This window comes from Sphingomonas sp. FW306-05-A, assembly GCF_058782275.1.
The window spans coordinates 760,080-778,573 of the sequence record NZ_JBYSXN010000002.1 but is presented as its reverse complement, the minus strand read 5'-3'; the positions used below and the strand labels follow the sequence as shown (position 1 = coordinate 778,573).

At 67.6% G+C, this 18,494-nt stretch carries 15 protein-coding genes; 7 read left to right on the top strand and 8 right to left on the bottom strand.

Features of this window, described 5'->3' with window-relative positions; all coding sequences use genetic code 11:
* The first annotated feature begins 4 nt into the window (after positions 1-4).
* Together AC3WJR_RS12475 and AC3WJR_RS12470 are read left to right on the top strand one after the other, a co-directional pair.
* Positions 5-3,409 carry a TonB-dependent receptor gene (locus AC3WJR_RS12475; RefSeq protein ID WP_492725360.1) on the top strand — a complete coding sequence of 1,135 codons (3,405 nt, stop codon included), beginning with the start codon at positions 5-7 and terminating at the stop codon, positions 3,407-3,409.
* Between the two features lie 86 nt (positions 3,410-3,495).
* Entirely contained in the window at positions 3,496-4,095 is a 600-nt protein-coding gene (locus AC3WJR_RS12470; RefSeq protein ID WP_492725359.1) for a CC0125/CC1285 family lipoprotein, read from the top strand.
* Between the two features lie 5 nt (positions 4,096-4,100).
* Here AC3WJR_RS12470 and AC3WJR_RS12465 read toward each other — a convergent pair whose 3' ends face one another.
* Genes AC3WJR_RS12465 through mdcA form a run of 7 tightly spaced genes read right to left on the bottom strand, consistent with a single transcriptional unit; the run spans position 4,101 to position 10,062 of the window.
* Entirely contained in the window at positions 4,101-5,012 is a 912-nt protein-coding gene (locus AC3WJR_RS12465) for an acyltransferase domain-containing protein (protein ID WP_492725358.1), read from the bottom strand.
* On the bottom strand, positions 5,009-5,845 hold the full coding sequence (gene mdcB, locus AC3WJR_RS12460) for a triphosphoribosyl-dephospho-CoA synthase MdcB (protein WP_492725357.1): 837 nt from the start codon (positions 5,843-5,845) through the stop codon (positions 5,009-5,011). The genes AC3WJR_RS12465 and mdcB overlap by 4 nt, the downstream gene beginning before the upstream one ends.
* Positions 5,842-6,459: a malonate decarboxylase holo-[acyl-carrier-protein] synthase gene (gene mdcG, locus AC3WJR_RS12455; RefSeq protein ID WP_492725356.1), complete on the bottom strand. Its 618-nt coding sequence runs from the start codon at positions 6,457-6,459 to the stop codon at positions 5,842-5,844. The genes mdcB and mdcG overlap by 4 nt, the downstream gene beginning before the upstream one ends.
* Complete coding sequence (locus AC3WJR_RS12450; protein WP_492725355.1) at positions 6,452-7,174, bottom strand: biotin-independent malonate decarboxylase subunit gamma; 723 nt, start codon at positions 7,172-7,174, stop codon at positions 6,452-6,454. Before AC3WJR_RS12450 ends, mdcG begins: the two co-directional genes overlap by 8 nt.
* Positions 7,161-8,066 (bottom strand): biotin-independent malonate decarboxylase subunit beta, encoded by a 906-nt coding sequence (locus tag AC3WJR_RS12445; RefSeq protein ID WP_492725354.1) that lies wholly within the window; start codon positions 8,064-8,066, stop codon positions 7,161-7,163. The genes AC3WJR_RS12450 and AC3WJR_RS12445 overlap by 14 nt, the downstream gene beginning before the upstream one ends.
* On the bottom strand, positions 8,063-8,380 hold the full coding sequence (gene mdcC, locus AC3WJR_RS12440; RefSeq protein ID WP_354279324.1) for a malonate decarboxylase acyl carrier protein: 318 nt from the start codon (positions 8,378-8,380) through the stop codon (positions 8,063-8,065). The genes AC3WJR_RS12445 and mdcC overlap by 4 nt, the downstream gene beginning before the upstream one ends.
* 14 nt (positions 8,381-8,394) lie before the next feature.
* Positions 8,395-10,062 carry a malonate decarboxylase subunit alpha gene (gene mdcA / locus AC3WJR_RS12435; RefSeq protein ID WP_492725353.1) on the bottom strand — a complete coding sequence of 556 codons (1,668 nt, stop codon included), beginning with the start codon at positions 10,060-10,062 and terminating at the stop codon, positions 8,395-8,397.
* Positions 10,063-10,216: 154 nt separating this feature from the next.
* Between mdcA and madL the strand changes: the two genes are divergently transcribed.
* The 5 genes from madL (at position 10,217) to AC3WJR_RS12410 (ending at position 16,185) form a co-directional block, all read left to right on the top strand.
* Positions 10,217-10,651 (top strand): malonate transporter subunit MadL, encoded by a 435-nt coding sequence (madL, locus tag AC3WJR_RS12430; protein WP_492725352.1) that lies wholly within the window; start codon positions 10,217-10,219, stop codon positions 10,649-10,651.
* Entirely contained in the window at positions 10,648-11,415 is a 768-nt protein-coding gene (gene madM / locus AC3WJR_RS12425) for a malonate transporter subunit MadM (protein WP_492725351.1), read from the top strand. The genes madL and madM overlap by 4 nt, the downstream gene beginning before the upstream one ends.
* 1 nt (position 11,416) lies before the next feature.
* Positions 11,417-12,103: a GntR family transcriptional regulator gene (locus tag AC3WJR_RS12420; RefSeq protein ID WP_492725350.1), complete on the top strand. Its 687-nt coding sequence runs from the start codon at positions 11,417-11,419 to the stop codon at positions 12,101-12,103.
* 25 nt (positions 12,104-12,128) lie between these two features.
* A complete protein-coding gene (gene acs, locus AC3WJR_RS12415) occupies positions 12,129-14,033 on the top strand; it encodes an acetate--CoA ligase (RefSeq protein WP_492725349.1) in 1,905 nt (634 codons plus the stop codon).
* 109 nt (positions 14,034-14,142) lie between these two features.
* Positions 14,143-16,185: an L-dopachrome tautomerase-related protein gene (locus AC3WJR_RS12410; protein ID WP_492725348.1), complete on the top strand. Its 2,043-nt coding sequence runs from the start codon at positions 14,143-14,145 to the stop codon at positions 16,183-16,185.
* Positions 16,186-16,553: 368 nt separating this feature from the next.
* Here AC3WJR_RS12410 and AC3WJR_RS12405 read toward each other — a convergent pair whose 3' ends face one another.
* A complete protein-coding gene (locus AC3WJR_RS12405) occupies positions 16,554-18,491 on the bottom strand; it encodes an alpha-L-fucosidase (protein ID WP_492725347.1) in 1,938 nt (645 codons plus the stop codon).
* Positions 18,492-18,494 lie beyond the last annotated feature (3 nt).

Sequence of the window (18,494 nt, the reverse complement as noted above, 5' to 3'; positions counted from 1 at the left end):
CATCATGCGGTTTTCTGCGCGTACGGCCATGCCATGTTCGGCGAAGAGCATCCTGCTCGCCACATCGGCAATTACGCTGCTTTCCTTGCCGGCAGTAGCGTCGGCGCAGACGTCGCGTCCGCGCACCGACATCGTTCCACCAGAACAGACCGAAGTGCCGCTGCAGGACAATAAGCAGATCGACTCAGCGAGCCCGACCGCCACCCTCCCGCGCAACAATTTGCCTGCGGGTGATAGCGATATCGTCGTGACGGGTATTCGCGGCGCGCTCAACTCGGCCAAGGAAATCAAGCGCCGCGCGAGCACGTTCGTGGACTCGATCAGTGCGTCGGATATCGCGACGCTGCCGGATCTGTCGGTCGCGGAAGCGATCGGGCGTATTCCGGGCGTCACCATCTCGCGCTTCCCGACCGGTGGTGCCAGCCCCGATTTCCCGTCGCCCGAAGGCCGCGGCAACCTCGTCCGCGGTCTCGGCTTCGTGCGGTCGGAATTCAACGGCCGCGATGCGTTCAGCGCGAACGGCGGACGTGCGCTCGACTTCTCGAGCATCCCGCCCGAACTGGTCGGCGGCGTCGACGTGTACAAGAACCAGAGCGCCGATCTAATCGAAGGCGGCATTGGCGGCACGATCAACCTGCGCACGCTCGAGCCGTTCGATCGCAAGGCCGGCGTCTTCGCCGTCGCGTTCGACACCACCTATTCGGATCTTCGTAAAAAATGGTCTCCCGCTGGTAGCGTAACCATCGGGAACCGCTGGAAGACGGGCATCGGCGAATTCGGCATCATCGGGTCCTTCTCGCAGTCCATTCTCAACTCGCGGATCAACGGGTGGCAGCAGAATGCGCCGATGCCGCGCGTTCTCGACGCGAGCGGCAATATCCCCGAAACCTCGCTGACCGGCGCGAACAAGCTGGGCGAGTTCACCGGGGTCGATCCTTCGCAGATCATCGGTGCGACGCCGGGGTTCCAGATGCGCACCAACGACGTCGACCGCGACCGCAAGAGCTACTACCTTGCCGGTCAGTGGAAGAACGACAGCATGCAGCTGACCGCGAAGTACATTCGCGTCGATCTCGACATCGACAGCGTCGAGCGCACGCTGGAATGGTTCCCCGAGCACGACACGGGCACCACCATGGGAGTCAGCAACATCAAGCTGAACCCCAATTTCAGCTCGGCAGGGCTTCCGATGTGCAGCGGCCCGGGCGGTTTCCCGGCTAACCCGGGGGATTGCGAAACGCTCATTCCGGTCAAGGGCGGCCTGATGGAATCGGGGTTCGTCACCAACAACGCCGATTCCTGGACCGGGGCGCGCGGCGCACCGGTCGGGTCGCTCGGCATCGGCAAGCAGGAGCGCTCGCGCACGCAGGATTTCACGCTCAACTTCAAGTGGAAGGTGAGCAATCGGCTGAGCCTGACGCTGGACGGCCAATATACCAAGGCCAGCGCGAAGCAGCGTGAGATCTGGGGCGGGATGAACACCTACCTCAACTGGAACATCAAGCAGAACCTCGACCATCCCACGATCGATTTCGTGATCGACCCGGCGCATCGGTTCAATCCGGGCCAGACCCGCTTTACCGGAGACGCCGATGCGGCGAACGGCAACCCTGCGGTGTATATTCCGCACCCGACCAACAGCGGCGATCTGAACGGCGCCAACTGGCAGTTCGCCGCCGACCGCTTCCAGGTCGGTACGGGGGATCTCTACGCGTTGCGCGGGGATCTCGCGTATGACGTGTCGGGCGGCGACGGGCTGGCGAGCTGGTTCGACAGCATCAAGTTCGGTGCGCGCTTCTCGGAACGGAGCCAGGTCAATTCGGAAATGGCGCTCAACTGGGGGTCGATCGCCCCGGCATGGGATGGTCGCGGCGGCTTCGCCGTGGCGGGGACGTTCAAGGATCCGGCGGCGGGGTTCCAGTCGGTCGATTTCAGCAAATTCTTCCGCGGCGGCGTCGTCGGCGGCACGAACAATTCGTTCGTCTTCGTCAATGAATCGCTGTTGTCGGATTACACCAAGTTCCGGAACTACATCAACAGCGAGCCGCAACTCGCCGATCGCTATGGCTGGGTGCCGCGCGGGGTGGCGGACGGATCGAGCTTCGGCAGCGCGGTGTTCCGGCCCGAAGACACGTCGGACATCACCGAGAAGACCAAGAACGCGTATCTCCGTGTCGATTTCAAACAGGCCTTCGGCAACGGCATGTCGATCGACGGCAACGTGGGCCTGCGCTACGTGCGGACGGACCTGACATCGTCGGGGTTCCGGGCGTTCCGGCCGTTCGTGGCGGACATCCAGACGCCGGCGATCGACCCGACGACCGGCGTTCGGACTCGTACCGACGATGCCGAAAGCCGCGACGATCCGGCGGATTTCCTGCCGGAATCGATTGCTTACGCGGCGCAGGCGGCGATTCCGACCAAGGTCGATCTGGTCGACGAACGGTGGTTGCCGTCGTTCAACGTCAAGTGGAACCTCAACCGCGAGATGCTGATCCGCTTCGGTTTCAGCAAGGGATTGAGCCGCCCGAACGTGCAGGACCTGCGCGCATCGCAGGAATATGTCGTGACGACCGAACGCACGGCGTTCCCGCCGATCACCGACATCAACGATCCGCTCCGCGGCATCGATCGCGGCGCGCAAAGTATCCGCGTCGGCGAAGTCCGGGTCAGCCGCGGCAACCCGTTCCTCAAACCGACCACCGCGAACAGCTTCGACTTGTCGTATGAATGGTATTTCAAGGGCGGGTATCTGTCGGTCGCGGGCTTCTACAAGGACCTGTCGAACATCATCACCAACGGCGACCTCGTGCTCGGCGATGTGACGCTGGACGGGACGCGGACGCGGATCATCTACAATGGCCCGGTCAACCAAGCCAAGGCCAAGGTGAAGGGCATCGAGATCGGCTATCAGCAGTTCTTCGATTTCCTGCCGGGGCCGCTTAAATATCTCGGCGTGCAGGGCAACTATACGTATATCGACGCCTCGACCACGCCGCCTGGCAATGGCGTGGACAGTGACGGGGACGGCGTTCCCGACGATCTGACGACGGTGTTCCGCTGGGGCGTGAGCGATCTGCTCGGCCAGTCCAAGCATATCGCCAACGCGGTCGCGATCTATCAGGACAAGCGGCTCGAAGCGCGTCTCGCCTATAACTGGCGGTCGGAATATCTGACCACCTACCGTGACTATGTGACGGGCAACCCGATCTACAATTCCGCGGCGGGCTTCCTCGATGCGTCGCTGAAATATACGCTCGGGCGGGTCCAGATCCGCAGCTCGATCGCCAACATCCTCGACACCAAGAGCAAGGCGCGCGCCTATATCGACCAGAGCGGCCAGATGTACGACCGCTTCAGCTTCCTCAACGACCGCCGCGTCGTGATCGGCGCGATCTTCCAGATGTAGCGCACGATGCCGGGCGGAACGGCCACCGCCCGGCATGGCCATACGCTGACCAACCGCCTTTGGCCCGGGCCAGAAAGGATCATGCGATGAAAGCGTTTGTCCTGTTCGCCGTAGCCCTCAGCGTATCCGGCTGTGCCACCACCGGCCCATCCTATCAGGCCGCCGCCGGACCCGGCGCGGTCGGCTATTATGCCGCGCCCGCCGCCGACGGGCGGACCACGGTGACTTATACCGGGGCCGAGAACATGTCGACGGAACAGGTCGCGCGCTTCGCCTTCCTGCGCGCGGCGGAATTGACCGTCGCGGCGGGGCAGCCGCTGTTCGCGGTGCTCGAGACACAGACCCGACAGGTCGAATCGAGCCGGACGAGCAGCCTTTCGTCGCGCGGCGGCCCCAATCTGACGGGCGGGTCGGTCTCGGCGGGAACGGGCAGTCAGGGGGATCAATCGGGCGGGACACCGGGGGTGAGCAGTCCGTCGGTCCCGACCGGTCCGAGCACGGGCGGGTTCGGTGGCGGCGACGTTCCGTATCAGATGCTCGAACGCTGGACGCCGCGGCAGGTCAACCAGACGGTGCTGCTGGTGCAGATGGCGGCGGACCGCGAGACGCTGCTGCGCGGGCAGACGACCGCGCCGCAGATCTTTACCGCGAAGGACGTCATCGCGGAAATCACGCCGAAGAAGTAAGCGCGCTAGCGCCCTAGCCAGTCCTGCACGCCTTCCAGCGTGCGGAAATCATCGACCGCGCGGACTTGCGCATTGGGCAGCACGGGGCGCGCCATCTCGGCGAGCGCCGATCCCGGCCCGAGTTCGAGGACATGCGTGACATCGCGTTCCGCCAGCGCCTCGAGCAGCGCCGCCCAGTCGATCGTCGTCGCCACCTGCGCGGCAAGACCGGCAGTGGCGCGTGCGGGGATGCCGACGATGCCCTGATCGGTCGCGCTGATCAGCCGGAGTTTCGGGCGGAGGGGGTCGATCTCCGCCAGCGCGTGCGCGAACGGGGCGACGGCGTCGGTCAGGCGCGGGGTGTGCGAGGCGACATGCACCGGCATCGCGCCCGCACGGAGTGCCCCCTGCGCGAGTGCCGCGGTGCAGAGTGCAGCCACCGCAGCGCGGGTGCCGCCAACGACGATCAGCCGATCCGGGTTGACGATCGCGACCGCGCAATCGAACGCTGCAGCCAGCGTGGCGACGGTTTCGCGCGACAATCCGCGGACATAGCCGAGGCCGTCGTCGGGACCGCTCGCCGCGTCCATCGCACGGGCGCGGGCATCGACGAGCGCGAGCGTATCCGCCGGGGACCAGACGCCCGCGACCCCCCAGGCGGCGACTTCGCCGACGCTATACCCCGCCACCAGCGTGGCGGGCGGTGCGCCACCGGGAAACAGCGCGTCCGCGGTCGCCAGCGCGCGCGCCACGCACAGGATCTGGCTGGCGCGATTGGCGTAGAGGTCCGCCTCCGATGTGTGCGCGACGAAGGCGTGGATGTCGGTACCGAGCGTGACCGACGCGGCGTCGAGGATCGGGGCTGCTCGGCCCTCGAACAGCCGGAACAGCGCGGGGTCCTGCCGCCCCTGACCCGAGCAGAGCAATGCGAGGGTCACCCCCCGATCGCCTCGACGAACAGCGCCATCGCGAGCAGGTCGGCGCAGCCGCCAGGGCTGAGGTGTCGGGCAACGAAGCCGTCGTGCATTTCCGCCGCACGCGCGCGCCAGTCCGATGCGCCGACCCCGCCCGCTGCGAGGAACGTGCGCGCCGCGCGTTGCGCGTAGGCAAGCCCGGCGGGGCCGCCGCGATAAAGCAGGTTGCTGTCCTCGACCGCCGCGATCAGCGTCATGCAGGTGTGGACGCGCGCGGCCTCCTCGTCGCGCGCCAGCCGCCGTCCTTCCGCGAGCGCGGGGAGCGCGACGGCATAGATGGATGGGAACCCCGCTGCGGCTTCTACGCGTGCGCCGCCCGCTTGGTAGCGCCGCGCGACCATGCTGCCGTGGCTATGGAGGTCGATAGGGCCGCCGATGATCGCCGCGCCCCAGCGCGCTGTGACGATCCCGCCAAGCGCGGCGGCGACGCCGTAGCGCGCACGGAATCCCGCCGCTGCGGCGAGCAACCCGAGGCCGAAGATCGCGCCGCGGTGGGTGTTCACGCCGCCGGTCTCGCGCCGCATCGCCGCCTCCGCCGCGATCCCGATCGCGCGGAGCCGGTCCATCCCCGCGCCGTGTGCCCCGGCATCTGCGAGATCGGCGAAGTAGGGGGCGAGCACGCGTGCGCTGCGGCGGAGCGTGTCGACGTCCATGTCGTCATGCGCGCCGCTGTCGACATGGCTGACGAGGCCGGGCTTGGGCCAGGTTTCGACCTCGCGGATCAGGCAATCGGCGGCGAGTGCACCGATCGCGCCGGCGGCGTCATCCGGCGCAGGGGAAGCGCAAGCGGCGATCATGCGAACAGCGCCGTGCGATCCACCAGCCGCGCGGCGGCGGGGGATTTGGCAAGGAGCTGATCGGCGTCGGACCGCCATTCGCGCCACTGCACGGCGGCTCCGTCCGGCGCGACGAGTTCGGCATCGATCCGCATCGGTGCGGCAGCATCGACGCTTTCGATCTTCGCGGCTCGCGCATCGGCGATCGCGGGGGCGGCACATTCGAGGATCAGGTCGATGTCGGAGGTGTCGGTGAGATAGTCGAGACCGGTCAGATGCTGCCACGCCAGACTGCCGAAACAGCGCATTTTGGGGTCGCAAAGCAACAGCGCGGCGATCGTCATCTGCCAGGCGCGCGGTGCGGCGGCGGCGGCGTCGCGGAGCAGCGGCGGTGGCGTGGTGCGGACGACCGCTTCGGGCGCGCAGCGGAGCGCAACGCGGCGCTTGCCGAGCGCGGGCGGGAGCGGGACGCCGAGCGCTATCGCATCGCCATCGTCGCACAGGATGCGCCGTGCGATCGCCGGGCGGCCATCGGCGGCCCAGTTGCGCAAGAGGTCAGGCTCGTCGGGCGCGATCAGCGGTGCCCATGTCTCGGGTGCGAGGTAGACGAGCGTATGGCGCGCAAGATCAGCCATGTGCGAGCGCCAGCCGTTCAACCTCCGCAGCGATGGCGGCGGCCTTGGGGCGGCCACCGCGCGTCGCACCGAGAACCGCGCGCGAATCCCCGGCGGGGGGCGCGGCAAGCAGCGCGGAGAAGGGTTCGGCCAGCGGCTGATCCGGATCCCACACAGCGACGATCCCGCCGGTCGCGACGATATTGTCGAGGCCGGGCGCGAACACCGGGGTGGTTTCGGCCTTGGCCTCCAATACCGCGAGCGGCAGCTTGGTGACGCGTGCCATCGAGGGCAGGTCCATCACCGCCGGATGCGCGCCGGGGAGCGCGACCAGCGTGTCGCACGCGAGCGCCGTCGCGATGAATGCGCCCGCCGCGGTGCCACCGTACAGCAAGGCGATCGTGCGATGCCCGCTGTTCGTCGCGTGGTGGAGCGCCTTGGCGAGATGCACGAGGGTTTCGCTCAACCCCAGCAATTCGTCGCGACGGCTCATCCGCTGGCTGCCCGAATCGAGCAGGAACAGGATCGGGCTGGCGTCGTCGCGGGCGGCGATCGCGAGGACATCGCCTGCGATCTCGACGGCTTCGTCGACGCCGGGAAAGGCGCCGTCGACGATGCCGAGAACGTGCACGACACCGCCCCCGTCCATCTGCGCTGTGCCGCGGAGCAACGCGCCCGAGGTGGTCACGTCATGCCCCGCAGGGAACAGCGAGGTCAGGATATCAGCGGGCGTCATCGGCGCTCTCCCGGTGGGTGGCGGCGGCAAGGAAATCGGCGGTGGCGAGATCGGGGATCGTGGCGGCATCGGTAATGCCGAGCGTAGCCCACACGTCGCGCCCGTCGACCGCATCCCCGAACCGCGCCAGCCGCGTTTCGAGACGTGCCTGTTCCGCGGCCAGGACGGATTGGTCGAGCGTTGCCGGACGCGCGAATGCGGCGAGCGTGGCGGCGCGGAAGGCGGCGGCGTCATCGTCGACATAGGCGTCGACCCCGCCGATCAGATAGCGGTGCTTGCCCCCCATCGTCCGCCACACCAGCGCGCGGTCGCGGGAGTCGAATTCCTCGACGCCGCGATTGGTCTCGATCACTTCGGGGCCGGAGACGCTCAATCGCCCCTGTTCGGAGATGACCAGCGTCGAGCAACAGCCCGCGATCAGGCTGCCGCCGCCGTAACATCCCGCGCGCCCGCCGATCAGCCCGATCACGCGGACCCCGGCGGTGCGCGCGTCGAGCACCGCGCGCATGATCTCGGCAATCGCGAGTTCGCCGGCATTGGCCTCTTGCAGTCGCACGCCGCCGGTATCGAAGGCGATCACCACGTCGCGTTTCAGCGTCGCGGCGGCGCGGAGCAGCCCGGTCAGTTTCGCGCCGTGAACCTCGCCGAAAGCGCCACCCATGAAGCGGCCTTCCTGTGCGGCGACGAGCACCGGCGTGCCGTCCATCGTCGCTGCGCCGACCGCAATGCCGTCGTCGAACTGGCGGGGCAGGTCGAAGATCGGGAGATGCGGGCTCGTCTCGCGCGCTTCCGGGCCGATGAATTCGGCGAAGCTGTCGGGATCGACCAGCGCGGCGATCCGCGCGCGGGCGCTCGCTTCATACCAGCTCTGGCGGATGGGATTGCTGCTCATGCGACGGGCTCCTCGATCAGGCGAATGCCCTGCGCGAGCCGCAGCGCGACGGTGTCGGGGCGTGCGCCGCCGTCGTTGATCGCGATCCGCAAGCCCCCGCCGCCGCGCGCGGCGACGACATCGGCGGTGACGGCGGCCCACAGGTCGTCGAACCCCTGCGCGGTGGTCGCGATTTCGATCGTGCAGCGGTCGGCGGGGCCGCCGCGTTCGAGCAGCACCTCAAGATTGCCCGAGGCGACGACGCCCACGAGCGCGATCGGCCGGGTGCCGCCCGCCGCGCGCGGGGCGGCAATGTCATAGCGAAGCGTTTGCATATCGGCGCTGTCCCTTACCAGTTCCGGAAGCGGCTCGGTGGCCGGTACAATCCGCCCGATGCGAGCATCAGGTCCTTGATCGAATGCGCGGCGAGCAGGCTTCGATCCGCATCGAGCGGATCGATCCCGAGATCCTGCGGGCGCTGGATGATCTTCCGCGCGCGAAGCGTCTCGACCATCGCCTTGTCACGCCCGCGACCGACCTCGGTATAGCCCGCGACCCCGCGGATCGCCTGTTCGCGCTCGTCCCTGGTGCGGCACAGCAACAGGTTGGCGATGCCTTCTTCGGTGACGATGTGCGTGACGTCGTCGCCGTAGACCATCACCGGCGCGAGATCGAGATCGAGCTTCTCGGCGAGGTCGAGCGCGGCGAGCCGCTCGACGAACATTGGCGTGTTGCCGTCGCCGAAGGTCTCGCCGATCTGGACGACGAGCTTGCGGCCTCGGCGCAGCGGGGCGGGGCCGTCGGGGTCGGCCTCGGCCCCTGCACGCAGCCACGGTTCGCTCGGATGACGTCGCCCGCGTGCGTCCGACCCCATGTTGGGCGCGCCGCCGAACCCGGCGATGCGGTTGGTCGTAACGGTCGAGCTATGTCCGGCGAGATCGATCTGGAGCGTCGAGCCGATGAACATGTCGCACGCGTACAGCCCGGCGGTCTGGCAGAAGGCGCGGTTGGAGCGGAGCGACCCGTCGGGGCCAGTGAAGAAGATGTCGGGGCGTGCGCGGAGGTAGTCCTCCATCCCGACTTCCGACCCGAAGCAATGGACCTGCTCGACCCAGCCCGCCTCGATCGCGGGAATCAGCGTGGGATGCGGGTTGAGCGCCCAATGGGTGCAGACCTTGCCCTTCAGCCCGAGCCGTTCGCCGTAGGTCGGCAAGAGAAGCTCGATCGCCGCGGTGTTGAAGCCGATCCCGTGGTTGAGTCGGCGGATCCCGTACGGCTGGTACAGCCCCTTGATCGCGAGCATCGCGGTGAGGATCTGCGTCTCGGTGATCGCGGCGGGATCGCGCGTGAACAGCGGTTCGACATAGAAGGGCTTGGCCGCGTCGACGAGGAAATGGACCTGATCGCCGGGGATGTCGACGCGCGGGACCTTGTCGACGATCTCGCCGACCTGCGCGACGACGAGGCCGTTGCCGAAGCTGGTCGCCTCGACCACGGTCGGCGTGTCCTCGGTATTGGGGCCGGTGTAGAGATTGCCGTCGCGATCCGCGCTGACCGCCGCGATCAGCGCGACCTGCGGGGTCAGATCGATGAAATAGCGCGCGAACAGTTCGAGATAGGTGTGGACCGCGCCAAGCTCGATATTGCCGCCGAACAGCATCCTGGCGATCCGTGCGGACTGCGGACCGGAATAGGAGAAATCGAGTCGCTTCGCGATTCCGCTGTCGAACAGGTCGAGATGTTCGGGGAGGACGACGCCCGATTGCACCATGTGCAGATCATGCACTTGCGCCGGATCGACCGCGGCGAGTGCCCGGGCGAGCACGTCGGCCTGTTTCTGGTTGTCGCCTTCGAGACAGACGCGGTCGCCGGGGTTGAGGATCGCCTCAAGGAAGGACGTCAGGTCGGCGGGGTCGACGAGCTTGCCCGTGGCGAAGCGGCTGCCCGCTTCGATCCGCGCCGTCCGTGCGGCTTGTTTGCTGTTCCAGTCGCGCATCGCCTGATCGTATCCAAACATTGCTTCGAATGCGATCCTTGTATTGGCTATTGCGGTTAATGCAAGCCTGTGCATACAGTAAGGCGTATCGGCGGTAGATCGGTGTACACGGAAGGATGCAACGCGTGATGATGCATACGCTGAGCCCCACGGCTCGAGTACCGCGGTGGGCGGCATGACCATTTCCGGCGTGGCGCTGCTCGCCATCTGCACGTTGCTGGGGGTTTACCTCGGCGACCTGCTCGGGGTCGGGCTCGGGGTTAAGGCCAATGTCGGCGGAGTCGGGATCGCGATGATCCTGCTGATCGCGTCGCGGCTGTGGCTCGGCAAACGCGGGTTGATGAGCCACGGCCTGAAACTGGGCGTCGAATTCTGGGGCGCGCTTTACATCCCGATCGTCGTCGCGATGGCGGCGCAGCAGAATGTCGTCGCCGCGATGGAAGGCGGCCCGGTCGTCGTCATCGCCGCGGTCGGCGCGCTGCTGCTGTGCTTCGGTCTGGTCGCGTTGCTCAGCCGGTTGGGCGGCACCAGCGAGACGATGGACGAGATCGAGGCGAAAAGCCTGGTCGCGGCCGAAGCGGCGCGGGTCGCCAAGGGGGATCCGGCATGAGCGAGATGATCATCCATGTGTTCACCGCCAACGCGCTGCTGACCGCTTTCGCCGTCGTCGGGCTGGTGATGTGGCTCTCCAACGCAATTTCGAAATATCTGACGCGGGGGCGAGTCCATGGCTCGGCGATCGCGATCATCATCGGGCTTGCCGCCGCCTTCTTCGGCGGCGTGTGGACCGGGGGCGAGAAGGGCGTCGCGGATATTCCGGTGCTCGCCGGGATCGGGCTGATGGGTGGCGCGATGCTGCGCGATTTCGCGATCGTCGCGACCGCGTTCGAGGTCGACGTGGTGCAGGCCAAGAAGGCCGGGCTGATCGGCGCGATCGCGCTCGGGCTGGGGACGGTGGTGCCGTTCGTGTTCGGCGCGCTCGTCGCAGCGGCGTTCGGCTATACCGATGCGGTGTCGATGACGACGATCGGTGCGGGCGCGGTGACCTATATCGTCGGGCCCGTGACGGGCGCTGCGCTGGGCGCGAGTTCGGCGGTGATCGCGCTGTCGATCGCGACCGGGGTGCTGAAAGCGGTGCTGGTGATGATCGGCACGCCGCTGGTCGCGCGCTTCATCGGGCTCAACAATCCGCGCAGCGCGATGGTGTTCGGCGGGTTGATGGGGACGGTGAGCGGGGTTTCGGGCGGGCTGGCCGCGACCGATCGGCGGCTGGTGCCCTATGGGGCCTTGACCGCGACCTTCCACACGGGCTTGGGCTGTCTCGTGGCGCCGTCGATCCTGTACCTTGCGGTGCGGGCGACGGTGGGAGGGTAACGTGGCGGATATCGAGCCCGAGGATCTGAGCGACGACCGGACCTTGCTGTCGGTGCGCATCCGCAACGCGCTGACCGACGAAATCGCGAGCGGCACGCTCAAGGCGGGGACGCAGCTCGACGAGCAGCAGCTTGCCGACCGGTTCGGTGCATCGCGGACGCCGGTGCGCGAGGCGCTGCGGCAACTGGCGGTAAGCGGGCTGGCGGAGATGCGCCCGCGCCGTGGCGTGGTGGTCACGCGACTGACGCCCGAGCGGATCATGGACATGTTCGAGGCGATGGCCGAGATCGAGGCGATGTGTGTTCGGCTCGCCACCAACCGGATGACCCCGCTGGAGCGCAGCCGGTTGATCCAGCTGCACGAAAGCTCGCTGGCGATGGTTGAGGCGAACGACGTCGATGCTTATGACGCGTTCAACCGTGCGTTCCACGAGACCCTCTATCATGCGACGCACAACGCCTTCCTCGCCGAACAGGCGATCGCCACGCGGACTCGGCTCAACGCCTTCCGGCGGACGCAATTGCGGCAGGGCCGTCGCATCGTCCGCTCGCGCGAGGAGCATGACGGCGTGATGACCGCGATCGCCGAAGGCGACGGCGAGACCGCCGCACGACGGATGCGCGCGCACATGCTCAATGCGGCGAGCGCCCTCGACCGCTATATTGCCGACCACGACGGGATCGGCTGAAAAAATCGTAAAGGAGAGTCCCCCCATGTCCGACACCCATCCGCTCGCGCATCGCGAAGCCGTGCACGCGCGGTCTTTGGCCGATCCCGACGGTTTCTGGCTGGAAGCGGCCGAGCGGCTCAACTGGATGACGCCGCCGACGCGCGCGGGCGACTGGTCGTTCGACAAGGACGACTTCCGGATCAAGTGGTTCGACGACGGCGTGCTCAACGTCTCGGTCAATTGCATCGACCGGCATCTCGCGACGCGTGGGGACCAGGTCGCGATCCTGTGGGAGGGCGACGACCCCGCGACCGAACCGCGCGCGATCCCTTATGCCGAACTGCACCGCGAAGTGTCGCGCTTCGCCAATGTGCTGAAGGGGCTGGGCGCGAAGAAGGGCGACCGGATCACGCTGTACATGCCGATGATCCCCGAGGCGGCGGTCGCAATGCTCGCCTGCGCGCGGATCGGCGCGGTGCATTCGGTGGTGTTCGCAGGCTTCTCCGCCGAGGCGCTTGCCGGGCGGATCGAGGATTGCGACAGCCACATCGTCATCACCGCGGACGAAGGCCGTCGCGGCGGGCGCGCGGTGCCGCTCAAGGCGTGCGTCGACGAAGCGATCAAGATCGCGGGCAAGGTCGACCATGTCCTCGTCGTCCGCGCAAGCGGGGCCGAGGTCGCGATGACCGCGGGGCGCGACGTCTGGTATGACGAAGCGGTCGCGACGGTCGGTGACGATTGCCCGCCCGAGCCGATGGCGGCGGAAGACCCGTTGTTCATCCTCTACACCAGCGGATCGACCGGCAAGCCCAAGGGGGTCGTCCACACCACCGGCGGCTATCTGCTGTGGGCGGCGATGACGCATGCGACCGTGTTCGATTATGCCGCGCCCGAGGTCTATTGGTGCGCCGCGGATATTGGCTGGGTCACCGGGCACAGCTACATCGTCTACGGTCCGCTCGCCAATGGCGCGACGACGCTGATGTTCGAGGGCGTCCCGACCTGGCCGACCGCGGCGCGGATGTGGGAAGTCGTCGACCGGCATCAGGTGACGACGCTCTACACCGCCCCGACGGCGCTCCGCGCATTGATGAAGGAGGGCGATTCCTTCGTCACCGGTACAAGCCGCGCGTCTTTGAAGGTGCTCGGCTCGGTCGGCGAGCCGATCAATCCCGAGGCGTGGCGCTGGTATCACGACGTCGTCGGCGAAGGGCGGTGCCCGGTGATGGACACGTGGTGGCAGACCGAGACCGGCGGGCACATGATCACGCCGCTGCCCGGCACGCCGCCCAAGCCGGGGTCGGCGAGCTTGCCCTTCTACGGGGTCGATCCGCAGTTGCTCGACGCCGAGGGCCAGCGGCTGGAAGGCGCGGCCGAGGGCAATCTGGTGATCGCGAAATCCTGGCCGGGGCAGATGCGCGGATTGTGGGGCGATCCGGCGCGCTTCTTCGAGGCGTATTTCAGCCTGTATCCGGGGGTCTACACGACCGGCGACGGCGCGCGGCGTGATGCCGATGGCTATTGGTGGATCACGGGCCGGGTCGACGACGTCATCAACGTGTCCGGGCACCGCATGGGCACCGCCGAGGTCGAGAGCGCACTGGTGCTCCATGCCGATGTCGCCGAAGCCGCGGTGGTCGGCTTCCCGCATGACGTGAAGGGGCAGGGCATTTACGCCTATGTCACGCTCAACGCCGGGGTCGAGCCGGACGAGACGCTGCGCAAGGCGTTGCGCGACTGGGTCCGGCACGAGATCGGCCCGATCGCGACACCCGATGCGATCCAGTTCGCGCCCGGTCTGCCCAAGACGCGCTCGGGCAAAATCATGCGCCGCATCCTACGCAAAATCGCCGAGGGCGATACCGGGGCATTGGGGGATACGTCCACGCTGGCGGACCCGAGCGTGGTCGATGCACTGGTGGCGGACAGTCAGGTGGCGAAGGCGTAAGGCGCAGGAGCACGGGACGGGTTCGCGAGCTGGGTTGGCAACATCCCGGCGGAACGCGCGGCGGCGGACCGGGTTGTGGGGTGGTCAACGATACAGGCCACCCCGCCCAATGCCGCACCTCGTCACTGAACATCTTTCGATTGCCTACACCGAGCACGGCGACCCCGCCGGCCAGCCGGTGCTGCTGATCCACGGCTGGCCCGATGACGCCTCGACCTGGGACGCGGTCGCTCCCGCTCTGGCCGAGGCGGGTTTGCGCGTGATCGTGCCGACGCTGCGCGGGTTCGGGGAAACGCGGCTGGGCGACGGGCCACGCACCGGCAACAGCGCGATCCTCGCGATGGACGCGATCGCGCTGATGGACGGGCTCGGGATCGAGCGGTTCATGGTCGCGGGGCATGACTGGGGATCGACCACCGCCGAGGCACTCGCGATCGGCTGGCCCGAGCGGGTCGAGCGGATCGCGCTGCTGTCGTCGATGCCGCGGATGGGCGGCGCACCGACCCCGCCGTTCGAACAGGCGCAGCGGACCTGGTATCACTGGTTCATGGCGACCGCGCGTGGCGCGGAAGCCGTGCGCGCTGATCCCAAGGGCTTCGCGCATATCCACTGGGTCAATTGGGCACCGCGCGGCTGGTTCGACGAGGCTACGTTCGACCGCGTCGCGCAGTCCTTCGAGAATCCGGACTGGGTCGACGTGACGCTCCACAGCTATCGCGCGCGCTGGGACGAGGCCGAGCCCGATCCGCGCAGCCAGTGGCTCGAGGACAAGGTCAAGGCGACGCGCTCGCTCGCACTGCCCGCGATCTACATCCAGGGCGACGCCGATGGCGTCAATCCGCCGTCCGCCAGCGCGGGCGTGCCGGACAAGTTTACCGGACCGTTCGGCTATATCCGGATTTCAGGCGTTGGCCATTTTCCGCAGCGCGAGCACCCGCAAGCGGTGGCGCGACACCTCATCCATCTTTTTACTGGCGACCCCCAGACCCTCGCCGACACGCATGACCGGAGTTTTTATATGTCCAAGACCAAGCCCCTCCTCGCCGGCATCGCCGCCGCGGGCCTGATCGCCGCCGCCGCGTTCGGCGTGGCGCAAGCGCAAACTCGCCCCGCGACCAACGCGCTGAGCGAAGTGGCGACGTTCGACCATCAGGTGACGGGCGTCGCGGTGACCGCCGACGGCCGCCGCTTCGTCAACTTCCCGCGCTGGACCGACGATGCGCCGATTTCGGTCGCCGAAGTGATGGCCGACGGGTCGCTCAAGCCCTATCCCGACGCCAAGTGGAACAGCTGGCGCAACGCGCGCGCGACCGAGCTGCCGGTCAGCGAATATTTCGTCTGCGTCCAGTCGATCGTGCCCGATGGCCACGGCAATCTCTGGGTGCTCGACCCCGGCGCGCCGGGCAATGAGAAGATCCTCGAAGGCGCGCCCAAGCTGGTCAAGATTGACCTCGCCACCAATCGCGTCGTGAAGACGATCCTGGTGCCGGGCGACGTCGCGTTGCAGGGGACCTATCTTAACGACATCCGCTTCTCGCCCGACGGCAAGACCGGCTATATCACCGACAGCGGGACGCGCGGCGCGATTATCGTGATCGACCTCGAAAGCGGCAAGGGCTTCCGTGCGCTCGACGGACATGTCTCGACGCAGATCGACAAGACCGTCAAGGTGACCACCGACGGCAAGCCGCTGGTGCGCCCCGATGGTCGCCAGCCCGCTTTCTCGGCGGACGGGATCGCGATCTCGAACGACGGCAAGACGCTTTATTATCAGGCGCTGACCGGCAAGACTTTGTATGCGATCGACACCGCGCTGTTGCGCGAGGGTGTGGCCGAGACGGCGCGCGCGGCGGGCGTGAAGACGGTCGCGCAGACGCACGTCGCGGACGGGCTGTGGATGAGCAAGGCGGGGACGCTGTACCTGACCTCGCCGACCGACAATGCGATCACCCGGCTCGCGGGCGATCACGTCGAGCCGGTGTTGAACGATCGGCGGTTGCGCTGGCCGGACACGTTTTCCGAAGGGCCGGACGGGCGGATCTATGTGACCGCGAGCCACATTCAGGACACCAACTGGTTCAAGCCGGGGGCGCCGGCTTCGCTGAGGACGCAGCTGTTTGCGTTCATGCCGGGGAAGGGCGGGCGGCGCTGAGGCCACGGCTCCAGGTTTGCTCTCACCACCGTTTGCCCTGAGCGAAGTCGAAGGGTCCTTTGTTAAACGGACCGCGGTTTGTGGGGAGAGGGGGCTTCGACTTCGCTCAGCCCGAACGGGATGGGGGTGCCCCAACCCTCCCGTTCGTTTCGAGCGTAGTCGAGAAACCGGGCACAGCGCAGGTTTCTCGACTTCGCTCGAAACGAACGGTGGGGGGATTCGAGCGCGATCCACCGTAGGATTTGGGGCTTCACTCCTCCCGTTCGTTTCGAGCGTAGTCGAGAAACCGGGCACAGCGCGGGTTTCTCGACTACGCTCGAAACGAACGGTGGGGGGGCGATCCCGCCTCCCCACCACCGGATGCACCGCTAACCCGCCGCGATGAACCCGCCGATCCCCGCGAGCGCAAGCGACGCCGCCGGAAGCGCGGTCGCGTCGAACGACAGTCGCAACCACCGTGCGTCGCGCGCCTTGGCGAACGGCAGCCGCTGCGTCGCGAGCGCATAAGCGATGTTGGCGAGTTCGCCCGCGCCCGCGGGCTCCCACCGTTTGCCGTCGACGCTGGTTTCGCAGCGATAGCCGCGCGGCGGCGAGACGTCCTTGGCGAGCGTGCGCGACGGGGTGATGCTCACGCCCGCGAGGCGGACCAGTTTGCCCATGTCGATGGTGACGGTGGCGGGCGTACCGGGCGTCGGCGCGGGGGTGGTCCAGCGGGTCGCGGCATCGTCGTCGAGCAACGCTTCCGCGCCGGGCGACGAGGCCGATACGATCCGCCAGCCCGCGGTCGACAGGACCGTCGGGTCCTTGCGCGTGCTGGGGGCGACTGCGACGGGCGCGACCTGGCGGAACAGCGCGATCTCGCTGATCGCGGGGCAGGCGGGCGCGTCGAGGATGCGCAGTCGAAGCCGCCGCGCGGTGATCGCTTGGGGCAAGCGGATGATACGTTGCGCGCCGATCGCCTCATGCTCGGCGAGCGTCTTCCACACGCCGTCCACCTCGGCATCGACCGCGAAGCGCGTCACGCGGAGGCCGAGCGGCAGATATTCGCGCAACCGGATCAGGTCGAAGCTGCGCCCCGGCGGCAGGTCGAGCGTCAGCGCGGGATTGTGGTCGGCGTCGGGGGTCGACCAGTAACTGTCGTCGCGCCCGTCGAGCACGCGCGCTGCGCTGAAGGCCGCGCCGCGTTCGGCGCTGGCGTGCGCGACCGCGCCTTGCGCGAGATCGGTGCGGTAGGTCGCCGCCTGCGCCGCGCCGAACGACGCGAGCACCGCCGCGTCGGTGTCGGCGATGCGCCCGCGCCGGTCGGGCGGCAGGTTGAGATTGAGGTTGGTGCCGCGCCCGACCGATTCGTCGTACAGCTTGAGCAGACGGTCGGGCAGCTTGACCTTGCCGTCCTCGTCCGCGTGATAGAACCAGCCGGGGCGGATCGACACGTCGGTCTCGGCGGGCCACCACAATTCCGCGCCGCGCACCCCGCTATTGCCCTCGCTCTGGACATAGGGGTGATTGGGCATGGTCGGCCAGCAGGGGTCGCCCGCGACGCCGTCCTCATTCCCGACCCAGCGGATATCCGCGCCGAGCGGATCGAACGTGCACGCCATCGGCTGATGCTGGTGAACGAGCGCAACCGTCGTCTTCCAGTCGTAATAAGCGGGGGCATCGATCTTCCGCGTCTCGCGCGCGCCGCCGTAATAGCCGTCGCCGCCATTCGCGCCATCGAACCAGAATTCGAACAGCGTCCCGTAGCGGGTGCAAAGTTCGACGATCTGCTTGCGGAAATAGTCGACATAGGCTGGGCGGCCGTATTCGGGGTGATGCCGGTCCCACGGCGACAGATAGAGCCCGAAGTCGAGCCCGGCGCGGCGGGTTGCCGCCGCCATCTCGCCGACGATGTCGCCCTTGCCGTTCTTGTAGGGCGTGTTGCGGATGCAGCGTTCGGTCAGCAGCGTCGGCCACAGGCAGAAACCGTCGTGATGCTTGGCGGTCAGGATGATCCCGGTCATCCCGCCCGCCTTGGCCGCCGCGACGATCTGGTCGGGGGAGAAGTCGGTCGGGTCGAACAGCTTCGGGTCCTCGTCGCCGTAGCCCCATTCCTTGTCGGTGAAGGTGTTGATCGAGAAGTGGATGAAGGCATATTGCTGGCGCTTGTGCCACGCGAGCTGGCGGGGCGACGGGGTCGCACCCCAAGGCTTGGGCGCGCCGACAGGGGACTTGCCGAGCGCGGGGGGCGTCAGCGCGGGGACGGCGGTGGCGGCGGTGGCGGCGAGCCCGGAGGCGATTACCGAGCGGCGTGAGAAGCTGGTCATGGA

What these genes read in the sequence shown, in the direction of transcription:
- AC3WJR_RS12475 (WP_492725360.1), top strand. Translation starts at nt 5, where the DNA reads ATGCGGTTTTCTGCGCGTACGGCCATGCCATGTTCGGCGAAGAGCATC.
- AC3WJR_RS12470 (WP_492725359.1), top strand. Translation starts at nt 3,496, where the DNA reads ATGAAAGCGTTTGTCCTGTTCGCCGTAGCCCTCAGCGTATCCGGCTGT.
- mdcB (WP_492725357.1), bottom strand. Translation starts at nt 5,845, where the DNA reads ATGATCGCCGCTTGCGCTTCCCCTGCGCCGGATGACGCCGCCGGCGCG.
- mdcG (WP_492725356.1), bottom strand. Translation starts at nt 6,459, where the DNA reads ATGGCTGATCTTGCGCGCCATACGCTCGTCTACCTCGCACCCGAGACA.
- AC3WJR_RS12450 (WP_492725355.1), bottom strand. Translation starts at nt 7,174, where the DNA reads ATGACGCCCGCTGATATCCTGACCTCGCTGTTCCCTGCGGGGCATGAC.
- AC3WJR_RS12445 (WP_492725354.1), bottom strand. Translation starts at nt 8,066, where the DNA reads ATGAGCAGCAATCCCATCCGCCAGAGCTGGTATGAAGCGAGCGCCCGC.
- mdcC (WP_354279324.1), bottom strand. Translation starts at nt 8,380, where the DNA reads ATGCAAACGCTTCGCTATGACATTGCCGCCCCGCGCGCGGCGGGCGGC.
- mdcA (WP_492725353.1), bottom strand. Translation starts at nt 10,062, where the DNA reads ATGTTTGGATACGATCAGGCGATGCGCGACTGGAACAGCAAACAAGCC.
- madL (WP_492725352.1), top strand. Translation starts at nt 10,217, where the DNA reads ATGACCATTTCCGGCGTGGCGCTGCTCGCCATCTGCACGTTGCTGGGG.
- madM (WP_492725351.1), top strand. Translation starts at nt 10,648, where the DNA reads ATGAGCGAGATGATCATCCATGTGTTCACCGCCAACGCGCTGCTGACC.
- acs (WP_492725349.1), top strand. Translation starts at nt 12,129, where the DNA reads ATGTCCGACACCCATCCGCTCGCGCATCGCGAAGCCGTGCACGCGCGG.
- AC3WJR_RS12410 (WP_492725348.1), top strand. Translation starts at nt 14,143, where the DNA reads ATGCCGCACCTCGTCACTGAACATCTTTCGATTGCCTACACCGAGCAC.
- AC3WJR_RS12405 (WP_492725347.1), bottom strand. Translation starts at nt 18,491, where the DNA reads ATGACCAGCTTCTCACGCCGCTCGGTAATCGCCTCCGGGCTCGCCGCC.